Here is a 17,315-nt window from a genome sequence, read left to right as displayed (position 1 = left end):
CGAAGGCCTTCCTAGCCTCGGAACCGTGCCGCCCCAAGCAGCCCGACCGGTGATCGCGGTGCTGTGCGAGCGCGCGACCGACCGGGTGCCGGGCCTGGCCTGCGTGGACGCGGAGTTCCGCTACTGCGACGCCGACGGATTGGGACGGGCTGTCGAGGGTGCACAGGCGTTGCTGCTGTGGGATTACTTCTCCACCGCACTGCGCGAGGTGTGGGCGCACGCGGACGCGCTGGAGTGGATTCACGTCGCCGCCGCCGGTGTCGATACGTTGCTGTTCGACAAGTTGCGGGAATCCGATGTCGTGGTCACCAATGCCCGTGGCGTATTCGACCGTCCCATAGCCGAATACGTGCTCGGCGCGGTGCTGGCCCACGCCAAGGGGAGCCAGGCCAGCCTCGAGTTCCAGCGTCGTCATGAGTGGCGCTACCGCGAGACCCGCAGCATCGCGGGCGCCCATGCACTCGTGGTCGGGACGGGCGGCATCGGCCGCGAGATCGCCCGCCTGCTGCGCGCGGCCGGAATGTCCGTACGGGGCGCTGGGCGCGTGGCGGTCACCGAGGATCCGGACTTCGGCACGGTGGTCGCCACCGACGATCTGGCCGGGGCCGCCGGCTGGTGCGATCACCTGGTGCTGGCCGCCCCGCTCACTCCGGCGACACGGGGTCTGGTCGACGCGACCGTGCTGAAGGCGATGAAATCCGATGCGCACCTTGTCAATATCGCCCGGGGACCGATCGTCGACGAGGATGCGCTGCTTGCCGCGTTGACCGAAGGCCGCATCGGCGGGGCCACCCTCGACGTCTTCAGCATCGAGCCGCTGCCCGCCGAACACCCCTTGTGGGACGCGCCGGGTGCCGTCATCACCGCGCACATGTCCGGCGACGTCGTCGGATTCCGCGAGACTCTCGCCGATCAGTTCGCCGACAATGCGCGACGCTGGCTGGCCGGGCAGCCGCTGCGCAACGTGGTCGACAAATCGCTTGGCTACGTACCGGGAGATGCGACGTGACGATCCCGCAGGCGGTCGAGCTGCTCGAGGCCTACCGCACCAGGACGATGTCGCCGGTGGAGGCGACCGAGGCGGCCCTGTCGGCCATCGATCGCCACAACGACGCGGTGAACGCGTTCGTGCTCGTCGACCCCGACGGTGCGATGGCCGCTGCGCACGAGTCCGAAAAGCGTTGGTACGACGGACAACCACTGGGACCGGCCGACGGGGTCCCGACGTCGATCAAGGATGCGCTGTGGACCCGGGGCTGGCCGACCCTGCGCGGCAGCTGGCTCATCGACGAGGCGGGCCCGTGGGACGAGGATGCGCCCAGCGTGGCGCGGCTGCGGGAATCCGGTGCGGTGCTGCTCGGCAAGACCACGACACCGGAGTACTCGTGGAAAGGCGTGACCGACTCACCGCGCTACGGGGCGACCGGCAACCCGTGGGATCCCACCGTGACCGCGGGCGGGTCGAGTGGTGGCAGTGCCGCGGCGGTGGCAATGGGCATGGGGGCGTGGTCGGTGGGCACCGACGGCGGAGGTTCGGTGCGCATCCCCGCCGCGTTCACCGGCACCGTCGCCCTCAAACCCACCTACGGCCTCATCCCGCTGTATCCACCGAGCCCGTTCGGCACGCTGTCGCATGCCGGCCCGATGGCCCGGACAGTCGCCGACGTCGCCGCGCTGCTGGACGTGATCACCGGATTCGACGCGCGTGACTGGTCGGCAATGCCCTGTCCGCGTTCGGGTTTCCGTGCCACGCTGAACAGCGGGATCGACGGGCTGCGGGTCGCCTACTCTCCGAACCTCGGCTTCGGGGCCAACGACCCTGAGGTAGACGTAGCGGTGCGGGCCGCGGTGGAGGTGCTCGCGGCGGCCGGGGCGCGCGTCGAGGAGGTCGACCCGGGTTTCGCCGACCCGGTGCATGCCTTCCACGTGCTGTGGTTCTCCGGGGAGGCAAAAGTGTTGGAAAGCAGGCTGAACGGCCCGGCGGACGGGCGTATCGATCCCGGTCTGCGGCGCACGGCCGAAACCGGGACGTTCTTCACCGCGTCGGACTATCTGGATGCGACCGCCGTCCGGATGAAACTCGGCGAACTGATGGGCCGGTTCCACCAGACCTACGACGTGCTCGTCACACCGACCCTGCCGCTGACCGCCTTCCCGGTCGGCCAGGATGTGCCCGATGGTTCGGCGTCACCGGACTGGACGAGTTGGACTCCCTACACCTACCCGTTCAATCTGACTCAGCAGCCCGCACTTTCGGTGCCGTGCGGATTCAGCTCGGGTGGTCTGCCCATCGGGCTGCAGATCGTCGGCCCTCGGCATGCGGATGCCTTGGTGCTCAGCGTGGGGGAGGTCTACCAGGGGGCGACGGACTGGCATCGCCGGGTGCCCGCGTTGCTGACAGAGGAGGTTGCATGAGCCGGTTGATCACCGTGTCGCTGGACAAGCGCGGTATCAGTTGCGTTGCCCGGTTGCTCGACGAGGCGGCACCGCGAACGTGTGCGGCCGTATGGGACGCCCTACCGCTGGCCGCGCAGGTGTTTCACGGCAAGTACGCCCGCAACGAGATCTACACGCTGCTACCGGCGTTCGGCGCCGACCCCGGAAAGGAGAACATCACGGTCACTCCGATCCCGGGCGATCTGTGCTGGTTCTCGTTCGACTCCGACGATCTGGGCAACCCCGCGTACGGATACGAGAACAGTGCCGGCACGGGAACCACGGGTGCGATCGTCGACCTGGCGTTGTTCTACGGCCGCAACAATCTGCTGATCAACGGAGACCAGGGCTGGGTGCCCGGCAACGTGTTCGGCGAGATCGTGGACGGGCTCGAGGAGATGGCCGCCGCCTGCCAGGACTTGTGGATGGGCGGAGCCAGAGGCGAGACGCTGCGCTTCGCCCGGCTGTCCTGACCCGTGCTCAGCCCAGAGTTCCGCGTCGCCAGCTTGGATTCAGCATCTACGCCGCGGATCACTGCTCAATGCTGACCGCGATCCGCGGCGTAACCACGATGCCACGAGGCGGGCCGAACCAGACGCCTGTCGAACTCAGCCCAGAATGCCGCTGACGTAGACGATCTCGCCCATCGGGTCGTTCTCGTCGCGGTCGGGGACCGGCAGTCCGTGGCGGACGAACAGCTCTGATCGGGCCACCCCGGACATCTTCCAGCCCTTGGCGCTCAGATAGTCCGCGGCCGAATGCCTTTCGCCGTGGTAGATCAGCGAGGGCATGTCCAGGTTCAACCCCATCTGGCTGAACACCGCGGTGGCGGCCTGGGCCTTCTCTGGATCGAAGTCCTTCATCCCGGGAACGAACTCCGTGGCCACTGCACTGCCGGGGGCGCTGAGCGCGGCGATGTTGTCGAACAGCCGGTCCTGCGCCTCGGGCGGCAGGTAGATCAGCAGACCCTCGGCGCACCACGCGGTCGGGGCGGACGGATCGAATCCCGCGGCCCGCAGGGCGGCCGGCCAGTCGTTGCGCAGGTCGATCGGTACGGTGCGTCGTTCCGCTGTCGGCTCCGCGCCCAGGTCGGCCAGGGTGCGCGTCTTGAACTCGATCACCTCGGGCTGGTCGATCTCATAGACCACGGTGCCCTCGGGCCAGGGCAGCCGGTAGGCGCGGGAGTCCAGACCAGAGGCCAGGATCACCGCCTGCCGGATACCGGCCTTGCCCGCTTCTGTGGAATTGCCGTCTCCGACGGCGGTGATGAAAAAGTCATCGAAGAACCTTGTGCGCACTGCCATCTCGTCGATATTCGAGCGAGCGCGTTCGGCGGCATCGGGTGCGAGCTGGGCCAGCGCATCCAGACTCAGCTCACCGTCGACCATCTTGGTGAACACCTCGATGCCCACCGCGCGCACCAACGGCGCCGCAAACGGGTCGTCGATCAACCCGTGGGAATCCTGGCTGGCGATCGCCCGCCCGGTCGCCACCAGCGTGGCGGTGGCGCCGACGCTGGAGGCCAGGTCCCAACTGTCGTCATCGGTACGTGCCATCGTGCGCCTCCCGGCCGTCTAGTTCGGTGTCTTGAGTGTTGCTGACAGATAACCAGAATCGCCGGCGAGATCGGCAAGCTCCTCGGGATAGGGGAACCCGTGCGACTCGTAGGCCGCGCGGGTGGGTTGCACCGCGGCGTCCCAGCCCAGCGTGGTGAGGTAGTCGCGGGCAGCGGTCCGCTCACCGGAATAGAACAGATCCATCAGGTCCACATCGGACCCGACCTTCTTGGACCACTCGCTGACGCGCTCCGACCACTTGTCCGTGAGCGAGGCGGCGTCCATGTGCTCGGTGGCCAGGCGGCTGCCCGGGGCGCTGAGCGCGGTGATGTTGTCGAACAACCGGTCCTGGGCCTCCGGCGGCAGGTAGATCAGCAGGCCCTCGGCGATCCAGGCGGTCGGGACTGCGGGGTCGAAGCCGTTGTCACGCAGGGCTTTCGGCCAGTCGTCACGGAGGTCCACCGGCACGGTGTGCAGCTCGGCGGCCGGCTCGGCGCCGAGCCCGGCCAGTGTGCCGGTCTTGAACTCGATCACCTCGGGCTGGTCCACCTCGAACACCACGCTGCCGGCAGGCCAGGCCAGCCGGTAGGCGCGGGTGTCCAGGCCGGATGCCAGGATCACCGCCTGACGGATGCCGGCCTCACCGGCCGCCACGAAGAAATCGTCGAAGAACCGGGTACGAACCGCGATCTGCTCGCACATCCGCTGCCGGTCGAGCATCACGTCGCCCTCGACGCACACCTCACCGTCGGCGAGCCGGATGCTGTGTTCGAGACCCACCGCGCGCACCAGCGCGTCGGCGAACGGGTCGTTGATGAGTGGGTCGGGTTGCTTGGAGGCCAGCGCGCGGGAGGCGGCGACACCCGTCGCGGTCGCCCCGACACTGGTGGCCAGATCCCAGCTGTCGCCGTCGGTACGTGTCATTGCTTTTCCTGATCCTGTCCGGCGTCTCGTATTGCGATGACAGCCTGTGAATTGCGTTGTGGCTCGGCGGCTTCTCCGGCGGGGAACTCGCGGCCGTAGTCGGCGAACAGCTCGGGCCGCCGCCGCGCGGTCACCGACCATCCCCGGTCGGTGAGGTAGTCGACCACCGAGTTGCGCTCGCCGTCGTACCAGAGGTTGGCCAGATCGAGATCGAGACCGTGCTGGCGCCACTGCTCGCTCAGGACCTGACCGCGCTCGCGGATGTTCGCCGCCATGCCGGGGAGGTGGTACTCGGTGGCCAGCCGGCTGCCCGGGGCACCGAGTGTGGTGATGTTGTCGAACAACCGGTCCTGGGCCTCCGGCGGAAGGTAGGCCAGCAGGCCCTCGGCGCTCCATGCGCTCGGTGCCGTCGGATCGAAACCGGCGGCGCGCAGCGCCGCCGGCCAGTCCTCGCGCAGGTCGATGGCCACGGTGCGGCGCTCGGCCGTGGGTGTGGCTCCGATCTGGGTCATGGTGGCCGTCTTGGCTCCGATCACCGCGGGCTGGTCGATCTCGTAGACCACGGTGCCGTCGGGCCAGGGCAGCCGGTAGGCGCGGGAGTCCAGGCCGGAGGCCAGGATCACCGCCTGCCGGATACCGGCGTCGCCGGCCGCGGTGAAGAAGTCGTCGAAGAACTTCGTCCGCACCGCCATGATTCCGGTCATCAGCGCGGCGCCGTCGGCCAGCTGACCGTCGAGGTCGACCTCCCCGTCGACGAGCTTGGTGAAGAACTCCACCCCGACGGCGCGCACCAGGTCCGCGGCGTATGGGTCATTGATCAGCGGATCGGGTTCGGCGCTGGCGATGGCGCGGGCAGCGGCCACCATGGTCGCCGTGGCACCCACGCTGGAGGCCAGATCCCAGGTGTCGGTGTCGGACCGTGTCATTCGGGTTCTCCTGACTTCTCGACTGCTCGTCTGCTATTTCTCGGCGGCGATGTAGAGCACCGATGCCGCGTGGGCCTCATCCTCGACCGGCGGCAGGCCGGTGCGGACCAGCAGATCGTTCGACGAGATGCCGGTGGTCTGCCACGCATGGCCTTCCAGATACGTCGTCACGTCGGCACGGTCGCCGAGGAAGATCAGCTCGTTGAGGTCCATGTCGAGGCCGTGTGCCCGCCAGCGGTCGGTGAACTCCTGCATCCGGGCGCGGATGGTCTCCTCGTCGTTGGATTCGGTCGCGGGCACACCCTCGACACCGAAGCGGCTTCCCGGCGCGCTCAGCGCGGTGATCTGGTCGAGCAAACGGTCCTGGGCATCCCCCGGTAGGTAACCCAGCAATCCCTCGGCGATCCACGCCGTGGGCTCCGACGGGTCGAACCCCGCATCGGCCAGCGCGGCGGGCCAGTCGAAGCGCAGGTCGATGGCCACCGTCCGGCGCTCGGTCGTCGGCACCGCGCCCAGACCGGCCAGGGTGGCGCTCTTGAACTCGATCACCTCGGGCTGATCGACCTCGTAGACGACGGTGCCGTCGGGCCACGGCAGCCGGTAGGCCCGCGAGTCCAGTCCGGCCGCCAGGATGACGGCCTGCCGGATACCGGCGCGGCACGCGCTCAGGAAGAAGTCGTCGAAGAAGCGGGTCCGGGCGGCCATCCCGTTGGCGAACCGGATCAGACCGGTCGCCGCCTCTTCGTCGAGACCCTCGGTGGTGAAGTCCTCGTCGGCGAGCTTGCTGAAGAAATCCATCCCGACGGCGCGAACCAGGGGAGCGGCGAACGGGTCGTCGATCACGGGATCATCGGCGTTCGTGGCCATCGCGCGCGCTGCCGCGACCATCGTCGCCGTGGCACCCACGCTGGAGGCCAGATCCCACGAGTCGTCAGCAGTCCGGGCCATGAATTCCCCTTTGTTCAGTCAAAATCAACGTGTTAGTTAGGTGATGTAACGAGCTGTCGCCGACTGTACGCTCCGATTCTGAAGATAAGCTCTGCTCTGCGGCGCGGCTGTACCTCGGACGGATCGGGAGAACCGACGCCCCTGCGTACCGGGTGCATGCAGGGGTGCTCTCCAGGGCAGCTGTTACTCTCGTAGACTGATTTGACGGCTGAGTCCGCAGGCTGCGCGCCTGCAGGGCGGTCGGACATGACTTGACCATTGACGCTGGCTCCACCAGCCCCATTTGGCACGCCGCGCTGAGAAGTCGGCTGCGCAGGAGGAAGAGTGCTTTCGGCTTTCATCTCATCACTGCGGACGGCCGACCTCAGACGCAAGATCCTGTTCACGTTGGGCCTGGTGATCCTGTACCGGGCCGGCGCGTCGATCCCGTCGCCGGGGGTTAACTACCCGAACGTCCAGAAGTGCATCGAGCAGGTCAGCGGCGGAGATTCGGCGCAGATCTACTCATTGATCAACTTGTTCTCCGGTGGCGCACTGCTGCAGCTGACGGTCTTCGCGGTGGGCGTCATGCCCTACATCACCGCGAGCATCATCGTGCAGCTGTTGGTCGTGGTGATCCCACGCTTCGAGCAACTGCAGAAGGAAGGCCAGGCCGGCCAGGCCAAGATGACGCAGTACACGCGTTATCTGTCGGTCGCGCTGGCCGTCCTGCAAGCCACCAGCATCGTGGCGCTGGCCGCGAACGGCGGTCTGCTCCAGGGCTGCAGCCTCGACATCATCCAGGACAGCTCGATCTTCGGCCTGATCACCATCGTGCTGGTGATGACCGCGGGCGCAGCGTTGGTGATGTGGATGGGTGAGCTGATCACCGAACGCGGCATCGGCAACGGCATGTCCCTGCTGATCTTCGCCGGTATCGCTGCCCGCATCCCGTCCGAAGGCCAGACCATCCTGGAGAGCCGCGGCGGTCTGGTGTTCACCGCAGTGGTTGCCGCGACGCTGCTCATCATCGTCGGCGTGGTGTTCGTCGAGCAGGGCCAGCGCCGTATCCCGGTCCAGTACGCCAAGCGCATGGTGGGCCGCAAGATGTACGGCGGCACCTCCACCTACCTGCCGCTCAAGGTCAACCAGGCCGGCGTCATCCCGGTGATCTTCGCGTCGTCGCTGATCTACATTCCGCACCTGATCACCCAGCTGATCCAGAGCGGCAGCTCCAACCCGGGCACGGGTTGGTGGGACAAGTTCGTCGCCGACTATCTGACCAACCCGGCGGATCCCGTCTACATCGCGATCTACTTCGGCCTGATCATCTTCTTCACGTACTTCTACGTGTCGATCACGTTCAACCCCGACGAGCGTGCCGACGAGATGAAGAAGTTCGGCGGATTCATCCCCGGTATCCGGCCCGGCAAGCCCACCGCTGACTACCTGCGGTACGTGCTCGGCCGGATCACCCTGCCCGGGTCGATCTACCTCGGTACGATCGCGGTTCTGCCCAACCTGTTCCTGCAGATCGGAAACACGGGCTCGGTACAGAACCTGCCGTTCGGCGGTACCGCGGTTCTCATCATGATCGGTGTCGGTTTGGATACCGTCAAACAGATCGAGAGCCAGCTCATGCAACGTAACTACGAAGGGTTCCTGAAGTGAGAGTCGTTCTACTCGGACCGCCCGGTGCGGGCAAAGGCACGCAGGCGGAAAAGCTGTCCGAGAAGCTCGGTATCCCGCAAATCTCCACCGGGGACCTGTTCCGTAAGAACATCGGTGACGGCACCCCGCTCGGCCTGGAGGCCAAGCGCTACCTGGACGCCGGCGATCTGGTGCCGGCCGAACTGACGAACCGGCTGGTCGAGGATCGCATCGACCAGGCCGATGCCGCCGACGGTTTCATCCTGGACGGGTACCCGCGCTCGGTCGAGCAGGCCGGTGCGCTCAAGGACATGCTTGCCGCCCGCAACACCCAGCTCGACGCGGTGGTGGAGTTCCAGGTGTCCGAGGACGAGTTGCTGACCCGACTCAAGGGCCGTGGCCGCGCCGACGACACCGACGAGGTCATCCGCAACCGCATGAAGGTCTACCGCGACGAGACCGAGCCGTTGCTCGAGTACTACCGCGACGACGTGAAGACCGTGGATGCGGTGGGCGCCCTCGACGAGGTGTTCGCCCGCGCGTTGCACGCACTGGGTAAGTGATCAGATTGCCGGGGTTGCGCAAGCGCAAGGTCGTTGCGCAGCGCAGCGCCGGAGAGCTGGACGCGATGGCTGTGGCCGGGGCGCTGGTCGCCTCGGCGCTGCGCGCGGTGCGCGCCGCCGCCGCCCCGGGCGTTTCCACGCTCGAGCTGGATCAGATCGCCGAGTCCGTCATCCGTGACGGTGGCGGCACTCCGTCGTTCCTGGGTTACCACGGGTTCCCGGCCAGCATTTGCGCATCCGTCAATGACCGTGTGGTGCATGGCATTCCGTCGGCCGGTGAGAAACTGGCCGCCGGAGACCTGGTGTCCATCGACTGCGGCGCGATCGTCGACGGCTGGCACGGTGACTCGGCGGTCACCTTCGGGATCGGCGCGCTCATCGCGGCCGACGAAGCTCTCTCTGCGGCAACGAAATCGGCCATGGAGGCCGGCATCGCCGCGATGTTGCCGGGAAATCGGCTCACTGACGTCTCGCACGCGATCGAGGTCGAGACCCACGCCGCCGAGGCGCGTCACGATCGCAAGTACGGGATCGTTGACGGCTACGGCGGCCACGGCATCGGCCGGCAGATGCACATGGACCCGTTCCTGCCCAACGAGGGATCGCCGGGGCGCGGCCCGTACCTGGAGCCCGGCTCGGTACTGGCCATCGAACCCATGCTCACCCTCGGGACCACCGAGACGAAGATCCTCGATGACGAGTGGACCGTCGTCACCGTCGACGGGACCCGCGCGGCTCATTGGGAGCACACTGTCGCCGTCACCGAAGACGGCCCGCGAATCCTCACTCAGTAATTAACGCCAGCAATCACTACCCGAACCGCGCGCCTGCGCTGGTGTACAGCCGCGCGCAAAGGTAGTAATTGAACCGGATCGCCACCAACGTCGTATCACAGACGGAGGTAGGGAATGGATGATCCGGAGGCCGCCATGATGCGGGTGCTCTACGACGAGCATGCTGCCGCGCTTTGGCGCTACGCGCTTCGGCTCACGGGTGACCGTGCCCGGGCCGAGGACGTGGTGCAGGAGACGCTGCTGCGTGCATGGCGTCACCCCGACGTCACCGCCGACACCGATCGATCGGCGCGCGCCTGGTTGTTCACCGTGGCCCGCAATATGATCATCGATGAACGTCGGAGTGCCCGGTTCCGAAACGAAACCGGAGTGCCCGACCCCGAACAGGTGGCAGACCATGCCGGGACTGTTGCGACTCCCGACCAAGTGGACAACGCGTTGGATCGAATCTTGCTGAGCACGGCGCTGAGCCAGCTTTCCGACGAACACCGGGCCGTGGTCCGCCGGCGTACTACCAGGGCTGGACCACCGGGCAGATTGCCGACGACCTAGGGATACCTGAGGGCACCGTGAAATCACGGCTGCACTACGCGGTACGCGCGTTACGACTGAACCTGCAAGAGATGGGGGTGACACGATGACACAGTTCGGTGTACCCCACATTCCTGATCCGGTCGAATCCGATCGTTACCGGACCTGGGATGCGGCCTACGTGCTGGGATCGCTGGAAAGCAGCGAGCGACGCGAGTACGAGGCCCATCTGGAGGGCTGCGCGCGGTGCCGTTCCGCGGTGGCCGAGTTGACCGGTATGCCGGCGCTGCTGGCCATGCTCGACCTCGACGACGTGCTTGCCCTCGAATCCGAACAGCCTGATCCGCCGCTGCGCCCCGAGGTGCTGCAGTCCGTGCTGGCCAAGGTCAGCTGGCGACGGCGCCGTTCGCGGTGGGTGACCACGGCGGCCGTGGGCGTGGCCGCGGCACTGCTGGCGGTCGGTGTGGTGATCGGTGTCCGTCCGGAGGTGTTCGGCCTGCACAGCGGCACCGAACAGCAGAGCTCGCAGATGCTGGCGATGAGCAAGGTCTCCGAGACGCCCATCAATGCCAGCATCGCGATGACCAGTTATTCCTGGGGCACCCGGATCGACATGGCCTGCAGTTACGGGAGCTGGGGCAAGCAGGATGCGCCTCCGCAGAACCTGGGCATGGTGGTGATCGGCCGGGACGGCAGCCGCAACGAGATCGCGACGTGGCTGGGGCTGTCCGGCGCCACCGCGCTGCCCAGCGGCAACACCCAGATGCCGGCGGCGGATATCGCTGCGGTGCAACTGGTTACGTCGCCCGAGGGCAAGGTGCTGCTGGAAAAGCAGCTCTGAGCCGACGGGCTTTGCCGGCCCATCACGTTCCGCCTCGTCACGCTGGAGTGGCCCTCGGACCAGAGGGTCACTCCAGCGTGACGTTCGGCGTGGGGACGACCTTGGGATGTCCTGCGATATCGCCGGAAGTTTGCACAAATCCGTTCTCCCGGTGAACCGACGACGTCCATGGGTCGTGTCACTGGCAGAGCACGGAAGTAGGTGACACATGGTCGAGACGCACCGGGTGGTGGACCATATCGTCGGCTGTCTGGCCGCGAATGGGATCTCGCACATCTTCGGCGTGGACGGTGCCAACATCGAGGACCTCTACGACGCGGCGTTCTTCCGTGACGACATCACCGCGGTGCTGGCGAAGCACGAATTCTCCGCTGCCACAATGGCGGACGGGTACAGCCGCAGCGGCGCCGGGATCGGCGTGGTGGCGGCGACCTCGGGTGGTGGCTGCCTCAACACGGTGCCCGGGCTGGCGGAATCACTGGCCAGCCGGGTTCCTGTGCTGGCCCTGATCGGGCAGGCGCCGACGACGCTCGACGGCCATGGCGCCTTCCAGGACACCAGCGGGGACAACGGCAGCCTGGACGGGCACGCCCTGTTCTCGGCGGTCTCGGTGTACTGCCGCAGGGTGCTGAAACCCGCGGACATTCTCACCGCGCTTCCGGATGCGCTGGCCGCCGCGCGGACCGGTGGGCCGGCGGTGTTGTTGCTGCCCAAGAATATTCAGCAGGCCGAGCTGGGATTGTCCGGCGAGACTGATGGCAGCGCCAACGGGCGGACCGGGGTCGACGGGACGGGGCCGCGCCATTCAGATCTGGGGCCGCTCGAGCGGGCCCTGCGCGGCGTCGACGGCCCGATCACGATCATCGCCGGTGAACAGGTGGCGCGTGACGACGCCCGCGCCGAACTGGAACGACTGCGGGCCACGCTGCGTGCGCGGGTGGCCACGGTGCCCGACGCCAAAGACGTGGCAGGCACCCCGGGACTCGGTTCGTCCTCTGCGTTGGGGGTAGCCGGTGTGATGGGCCACCCCGGGGTGTCCGCTGCCGCGGCCCAGAGCGCGATGTGCCTGCTGGTCGGCACCCGCATGACGGTGACCGCCCGGGCCGGTCTCGACGAGGCGCTGGGCCAGGTGGCGACGTACTCGATCGGCTCCCGGGTGCCGTTCCCGGCGTGCACGCATGTCCACTCCGACGACCTGCGCCAGTCGCTGACGGTGCTGGCCCGGGCGTTGTCCGGACCGGGCCGGGCGGTTCAGGTGCGCGTGCCGGATCTGGTGCCGCGTACCGAACTGCGTCCACCGGCCCATGACGGCCCGGGCATCCGGTACCGCGATGCGATGGCCGTGCTCGACGAGGCCCTGCCCGACGGCACCGACATCGTCGTCGACGCGGGCAACGTCGGAGCGTCGGCCATCCACTACCTTCCGGCCCGGCGTGACGGGCGGTTCATGGTGGCGCTGGGCATGGGCGGGATGGGCTACAGCTTCGGCGCGGGCATCGGGATGACGTTCCACCGGGCCGCTGCCGCGGACGCCATGATCAACCGGCGGACGGCGGTGATCGCCGGCGACGGATCATTCTTCATGCACGGCATGGAGATTCACACCGCGATGCAGTACCGGCTGCCGATCACGTTCGTGTTGTTCGACAACCACGCCCACGCCATGTGCGTCACCCGAGAACAGCTGTTCTACGACGATCGCTACTCCTACAACAGGTTCGGACCGAGCCGGTTGGGCGCCGGCCTGGCGGCGATGTTCCCCGGCCTGCCCGCATACGACGTCGCCGATATCCGCCAACTGCCCCGCGCGCTCGGCATGGCCCTGGACACCGACGGGCCGTCGGTTCTGAGCATCGAATGTTCAGCCGACGAAATCCCGCCGTTCGCAGCGTTTCTGACCACAACCGACAGCACACCTTCCATCGCACAGGAGAACAGGTCCCATGTCACTGCCCGCGCTTGAAGACATCACGGCCCATCGGGCCACCCGCACCCCGCTGGACGGACTGATCCGGATCGAGACCTCGCCCAAGGAGCAGGCCACCCCGATCATCATGGACATGATGCGGTCGGTCTATCCGCACGACCAGGTGTTCGGTCAGTTCTGCACGGTCAACGACTACATCGAGTGCCCGCCCGATGAGTTGTTCGACTACATGTCCGACACCCGCTGTCTGGAGGAGTGGACCTACAGCCTGCGAGGTTTCACCCCGACCGAGGAGCCCGGGCTGTGGCTGGCCCATGACCGGCTCGGAGCCGGTCCGTCGGGGCCGGGCAGCGCGATCTACACCCGCACCGCGGCCAACCGCGACGCGCTGACCGTGGACTACCACTGCGCCTGGGATCAGGGCAAGCATCTGTGGATGATCTACCTGATGCGGATCGTCGATGCGCAGGTGGTCTTGGACAAGCCGGGATCGGTTGTGCTGTGGACGAATTGCCACCATCCGTTCTACGACGAGAACCCCTACCCGGAGACGGCGCCCCCGGCGCGACCGGTCTGGGTGGGCGACTTCTGGGACATGTTCGGTCCCGGCCACCTGCTGGAGTTGCGGAACCTCAAGGCAATCGCCGAATACCGGCACCGCAACGGCCTGCCGGTCACCCCGGCATGGATGAAGTGAGGGGCCTGCCATGACTGTGAATCTGTCCGCGAAGAACCCCGTCAGCCTCATCGACGTGTCCACCTACCTGCCCGGTGATCCGATCAGCGCCGACTACTACGCCGGGTTCGCCGAAACCGATCAGCTGGCCCAGAACGTGATGTTCCGCGCGCCGCGGTTCCGTCACCATGTGGCGCCCGAGGAAACCGCGATAGACATGGTCGAACGGGCCGCTGCCGGGTTGATCGAGCGGCACGGTTCCGACGTCATCACCGGGGCCGATGTGCTGATCACCCACACCCAGCTGCCCGACATGCCGTTCTACGGTGGCGGTGGCGGGATGGCGCACCGGCTGGGGATGAAGCCCGATTGGGTGATCGACCTGCACAACGGCGGGTGCGCGGCTTTCGTGCTCGGCCTCAAGGTGGCCCGCACGCTGTTGAGCGCGGGGGAGGGCCGGACCGCGGTGATCGCGATCGCCCAGAACGCCGCGGGCACGGTCTTCGATCAGCAGACGGTCCGCCGGAAGGCGCAGGCCTCTGTCCCCGGTGACGGCGCCGCGGTCGCGCTGGTGACGTTGTCGGACTCCTCGCCCATCCTCGACGTCGAATGCCGCACGTATGGCGAGTACGCGGGGGATATGACCCTGGCAATCGACCCGCCGGCCAAGTGGTGGGAGGCACGTACGGGCGAGGCCTGTATCGGCTTCACCGAGAGCAAGATCACCAAGGTTTTGGCCCGGGGCAACCGACAGGTTCCCGAGGTGTCCTATGCCGTCTGCGACCGGATCGGTGTGCAACCCAAGGAGATCGACCTGTTGGTGACCAATCAGCCCAACCGGGTCTTCTTGCGCAACTGGCGCGAGGCGCTGGAGTTGCCACCCGAACGTCACGTCGATACTTTTGATGACTGCGGAAACCTTTTCGCCGCAGGTATTCCCGTCAATTTCGACCGGGCCGTCACCGACGGGCGGGTGAAGGCGGGCGATACCGTGCTGATGGCCGCCTTCGCCCACGCCGGTGACTTCGCCGGGGCCGCCGCGGTGCGGTGGGGCGGCCGCGCCGGCAACGGCGGCGAGCTGGGGAACGGGTGATGGTGGCACCCCGCACCGCGTTGTCCGACGTCGTCGGCGCGCTGCCGCAGGCGGTCAACCCGTTGGCGCTGTCGCTCAACGAATGCCCGTTTCCGCCGTTGCCCGCGGTGCGCTCGGCGCTGCGCGCGTGCGATGAGGCCGCCAACCGGTATCCGGAATTCCTGCCGCAGCGGTTGCGCTCGCTGATCGCCGATCACGACGGGATGGCCGAGGAGCAGGTGATCGTCGGGGCCGGCGCCACCGGGGTCATCATGCAGGTACTGCATGCGGTGACCAGTCCGGGCGACACCATGGTGATGGCGGAGCCCACGTTCGACGGGTATCCGATCTTCGCGCAGATGGCACGGTTGCGGACGGTGACGATTCCGCTCGACGCGCACGGCCATCATGATCTGGACGCGATGGCCGAGGCCGGGAAGGGCGCGAAGGTCGTGGTGGTCTGCCGGCCGCACAACCCGACGGGCACCATCGAACCTGCCATCGAGATCGAGCGCTTCCTGACCCGGCTTCCCGAGGACACCGTCGTGCTGCTGGACGAGGCGTACGTGGAGTTCCTGGCCGCCGGACAGTGCATCGACGGGCCGAATCTGGTGGCCCGGTTCGGAAATGTCGTGGTGGTGCGCACCTTTTCGAAGGCCTACGGACTGGCCGGTCTGCGGATCGGCTACGGGTTCTGCGCCCCCGATCTCGGCCGTCAGTTGTGGCGGATGCAGCTGCCGTTCGGGATCGGGCTCAGCGCCCAGGTGGCTGTCGCCGCCTCGTATGATGCGGAAAGTCAACTGCGCCAACGTATCCGGATGATCGCCGCAGAACGGCGCTACCTGCAGACGCGGTTGCGGGCGCTGGGGGTCTACAGCACGGACGCGCAGGCCAACTTTCTGTACCTGCCCGGCGGGTCCCTGCCGTGGCCGGAGGTGTTCGACGGCACCGGACTTCAGCTCCGTCACTATGCCGACGGCGGGGTGCGGATCACTGTCGGATCGCGGCAGTCCACCCGTGCCGTGCTGGGTGCGGTGACAGCGGCCGCCTGAACCACAGAATGCGGGCGGAATGCGTGGTGCCCGCGCGGTGATGCGGTAAGAAGAGGCGTGCCCTCGCCACCAGACAAACGTGACCCCATCGCGCAGGCCCGCGCGAACTGGGAGGCGGCCGGATGGGGCGATGTGGCCGGCGGGATGGTCGCGGTGACGTCGGTGATGCGGGCCCATCAGATTCTGCTGGCCCGGGTGGAGTCTGCGCTGCGGCCTTACGATCTGAGCTTCTCGCGGTTCGAGCTGCTGCGGCTGCTGGCCTTCAGCCGGTCCGGTGCGCTGCCGATCACCAAGGCATCCGACCGCCTCCAGGTGCACGTCACCAGCGTCACGCACGCCATCCGGCGCTTGGAGGCCAACGGTCTGGTGGAGCGCATCCCGCACCCCACCGACGGGCGGACCACGCTGGTGCAGATCACGAAGCTCGGGCGCTCGACGGTCGAGGATGCCACCGTGACCCTGAACGAGCAGGTGTTCGCCGATGTCGGGATGTCGGATGAGCAGTCCCAGGCGCTGGTGACGTCGATCGAGACGCTGCGCCGACACTCCGGGGATTTCTGAGGCGGGTTTCCGGGCAGGAACCCCACTACCCTCGAACGTAGTTGAGGGGAGCGAGCATGCAAGCCAGGCGGGTGGCCGCGGCGCTGGGCTCCGTCGTCGTCGTGTTGACGGCGGCCTGTAGCACCACGACCACCGGGACAGCGACCGCTCCGGACAACGTCGTGCCGTTCACGTCGGAGTCGAAGGCGCCCAAGCGAACTGCCCCGAAGAGTCCGCCGCCGACCGCCGGGTCGCCGCGTGGCACGGCGGGGTTGCCGCCGGAGGCGTTCGCCGAGGTGCGTGCCGCCGGCATCGAAGGTTCGGACCGCGCGATCGGGAATCAGCTGATGATGGCCTGCATCATGGCGGCAGGCAGCTTCAACAAGACCAAGCAGGATGTCGTCAACGTGCTGATCCAGATGGGCAGCAAGCTCCCGCCCGACGCGCTCACGACCATCGTGAACGTGGCACTCAAGTACGAGTGCCCCGAACTCGCGGGGAAACTCGGCGGTTAGTCCGCGAACTTCAGGCTGAGGAATTCCGGGGCCCGGATCACCCAGCGCAGCATGAAGGCGATGAACACGGGCATGTCGCCGGCCTTCTCGTCGCGGTAGACCTCGGGTGCGGTCAGCCGGTACCGGTGGCGCCGGGCCTCCAATTCGCATCCGTCGGCGGCCAGCACATTGCGGACCCAGTCGGCCTGCGAGCCGTAGGTCAGGGCGATGACGAAACCGCCCGGCCGTCGAAACGCCCACAGCGGTGTCCGAAAGGTCCGGCCCGACTTGCGTCCCCGGTGGATGACGACGGCCCAACCCGGCGCCCATGGCGCGATGAACCGGGTGAGCTGATTCAGGCCGAATTTGTTGGCGTGGGCGACCCATCGTGGAGCGGGCATCGTAT

18 protein-coding genes and 1 pseudogene are annotated in these 17,315 nt (G+C 67.3%); 14 read left to right on the top strand and 5 right to left on the bottom strand.

All coding sequences use genetic code 11. The features are described from left to right. Positions 1–25 precede the first annotated feature (25 nt). The 3 genes from ACNQVK_RS30310 to ACNQVK_RS30300 are packed head-to-tail and all read left to right on the top strand — an operon-like array spanning position 26 to position 2,909. Positions 26–1,009, top strand: a complete 984-nt coding sequence (locus tag ACNQVK_RS30310; protein ID WP_418032471.1) for a D-2-hydroxyacid dehydrogenase — start codon at positions 26–28, stop codon at positions 1,007–1,009. Between the two features lie 47 nt (positions 1,010–1,056). Next, positions 1,057–2,415 (top strand): amidase, encoded by a 1,359-nt coding sequence (locus ACNQVK_RS30305; RefSeq protein WP_418034434.1) that lies wholly within the window; start codon positions 1,057–1,059, stop codon positions 2,413–2,415. After that, on the top strand, positions 2,412–2,909 hold the full coding sequence (locus tag ACNQVK_RS30300; protein ID WP_418032470.1) for a DUF3830 family protein: 498 nt from the start codon (positions 2,412–2,414) through the stop codon (positions 2,907–2,909). The genes ACNQVK_RS30305 and ACNQVK_RS30300 overlap by 4 nt, the downstream gene beginning before the upstream one ends. 135 nt (positions 2,910–3,044) lie before the next feature. Here the strand turns inward: ACNQVK_RS30300 and ACNQVK_RS30295 are convergent, their stop codons facing one another. The 4 genes from ACNQVK_RS30295 to ACNQVK_RS30280 are packed head-to-tail and all read right to left on the bottom strand — an operon-like array spanning position 3,045 to position 6,790. Next, entirely contained in the window at positions 3,045–3,992 is a 948-nt protein-coding gene (locus ACNQVK_RS30295) for a class I SAM-dependent methyltransferase (protein ID WP_418032469.1), read from the bottom strand. A gap of 18 nt (positions 3,993–4,010) precedes the next feature. Continuing rightward, a complete protein-coding gene (locus ACNQVK_RS30290) occupies positions 4,011–4,916 on the bottom strand; it encodes a class I SAM-dependent methyltransferase (protein ID WP_418032468.1) in 906 nt (301 codons plus the stop codon). Beyond that, complete coding sequence (locus ACNQVK_RS30285; RefSeq protein WP_418032467.1) at positions 4,913–5,842, bottom strand: class I SAM-dependent methyltransferase; 930 nt, start codon at positions 5,840–5,842, stop codon at positions 4,913–4,915. The genes ACNQVK_RS30290 and ACNQVK_RS30285 overlap by 4 nt, the downstream gene beginning before the upstream one ends. Positions 5,843–5,875: 33 nt before the next feature. Beyond that, positions 5,876–6,790: a class I SAM-dependent methyltransferase gene (locus ACNQVK_RS30280; RefSeq protein WP_418032466.1), complete on the bottom strand. Its 915-nt coding sequence runs from the start codon at positions 6,788–6,790 to the stop codon at positions 5,876–5,878. Positions 6,791–7,114: 324 nt separating this feature from the next. Here ACNQVK_RS30280 and secY point away from each other — a divergent pair, with 324 nt between their 5' ends. The 11 genes and pseudogenes from secY to ACNQVK_RS30225 all read left to right on the top strand — a co-directional run bounded on the left by secY (position 7,115) and on the right by ACNQVK_RS30225 (position 16,930). Continuing rightward, the gene (gene secY, locus ACNQVK_RS30275; protein WP_418032465.1) at positions 7,115–8,440 is read left to right on the top strand and encodes a preprotein translocase subunit SecY; all 1,326 of its coding nucleotides are present in this window, start codon (positions 7,115–7,117) and stop codon (positions 8,438–8,440) included. After that, positions 8,437–8,982: an adenylate kinase gene (locus ACNQVK_RS30270; protein ID WP_418032464.1), complete on the top strand. Its 546-nt coding sequence runs from the start codon at positions 8,437–8,439 to the stop codon at positions 8,980–8,982. Before secY ends, ACNQVK_RS30270 begins: the two co-directional genes overlap by 4 nt. Continuing rightward, complete coding sequence (gene map, locus ACNQVK_RS30265; protein ID WP_418032463.1) at positions 8,979–9,776, top strand: type I methionyl aminopeptidase; 798 nt, start codon at positions 8,979–8,981, stop codon at positions 9,774–9,776. Before ACNQVK_RS30270 ends, map begins: the two co-directional genes overlap by 4 nt. 114 nt (positions 9,777–9,890) lie before the next feature. After that, positions 9,891–10,417: pseudogene (locus ACNQVK_RS30260) on the top strand (sigma-70 family RNA polymerase sigma factor). Then, on the top strand, positions 10,414–11,148 hold the full coding sequence (locus ACNQVK_RS30255; RefSeq protein WP_418032462.1) for an anti-sigma factor family protein: 735 nt from the start codon (positions 10,414–10,416) through the stop codon (positions 11,146–11,148). Before ACNQVK_RS30260 ends, ACNQVK_RS30255 begins: the two are co-directional and overlap by 4 nt. A 208-nt stretch (positions 11,149–11,356) precedes the next feature. Continuing rightward, positions 11,357–13,111: a thiamine pyrophosphate-binding protein gene (locus ACNQVK_RS30250; protein ID WP_418032461.1), complete on the top strand. Its 1,755-nt coding sequence runs from the start codon at positions 11,357–11,359 to the stop codon at positions 13,109–13,111. Beyond that, positions 13,092–13,772, top strand: coding sequence for an SRPBCC family protein (locus ACNQVK_RS30245; RefSeq protein WP_418032460.1), 681 nt, complete (start codon positions 13,092–13,094; stop codon positions 13,770–13,772). The genes ACNQVK_RS30250 and ACNQVK_RS30245 overlap by 20 nt, the downstream gene beginning before the upstream one ends. Before the next feature lie 10 nt (positions 13,773–13,782). Continuing rightward, a complete protein-coding gene (locus ACNQVK_RS30240; protein WP_418032459.1) occupies positions 13,783–14,844 on the top strand; it encodes a 3-oxoacyl-ACP synthase III family protein in 1,062 nt (353 codons plus the stop codon). Beyond that, positions 14,844–15,875, top strand: coding sequence for a pyridoxal phosphate-dependent aminotransferase (locus tag ACNQVK_RS30235; RefSeq protein WP_418032458.1), 1,032 nt, complete (start codon positions 14,844–14,846; stop codon positions 15,873–15,875). The genes ACNQVK_RS30240 and ACNQVK_RS30235 overlap by 1 nt, the downstream gene beginning before the upstream one ends. A gap of 57 nt (positions 15,876–15,932) precedes the next feature. After that, positions 15,933–16,436 carry a MarR family transcriptional regulator gene (locus ACNQVK_RS30230; protein ID WP_211157779.1) on the top strand — a complete coding sequence of 168 codons (504 nt, stop codon included), beginning with the start codon at positions 15,933–15,935 and terminating at the stop codon, positions 16,434–16,436. 56 nt (positions 16,437–16,492) lie between these two features. Next, entirely contained in the window at positions 16,493–16,930 is a 438-nt protein-coding gene (locus ACNQVK_RS30225) for a hypothetical protein (protein ID WP_418032457.1), read from the top strand. Here the strand turns inward: ACNQVK_RS30225 and ACNQVK_RS30220 are convergent. After that, the gene (locus ACNQVK_RS30220; RefSeq protein WP_418032456.1) at positions 16,927–17,310 is read right to left on the bottom strand and encodes a nitroreductase family deazaflavin-dependent oxidoreductase; all 384 of its coding nucleotides are present in this window, start codon (positions 17,308–17,310) and stop codon (positions 16,927–16,929) included. The genes ACNQVK_RS30225 and ACNQVK_RS30220 overlap by 4 nt on opposite strands. Positions 17,311–17,315 lie beyond the last annotated feature (5 nt).

Origin of the sequence: Mycobacterium sp. 134 (assembly GCF_048282715.1) — a bacterium.
Classification (GTDB): domain Bacteria; phylum Actinomycetota; class Actinomycetes; order Mycobacteriales; family Mycobacteriaceae; genus Mycobacterium; species Mycobacterium septicum.
This window is presented reverse-complemented; position numbering and strand designations above follow the sequence as displayed.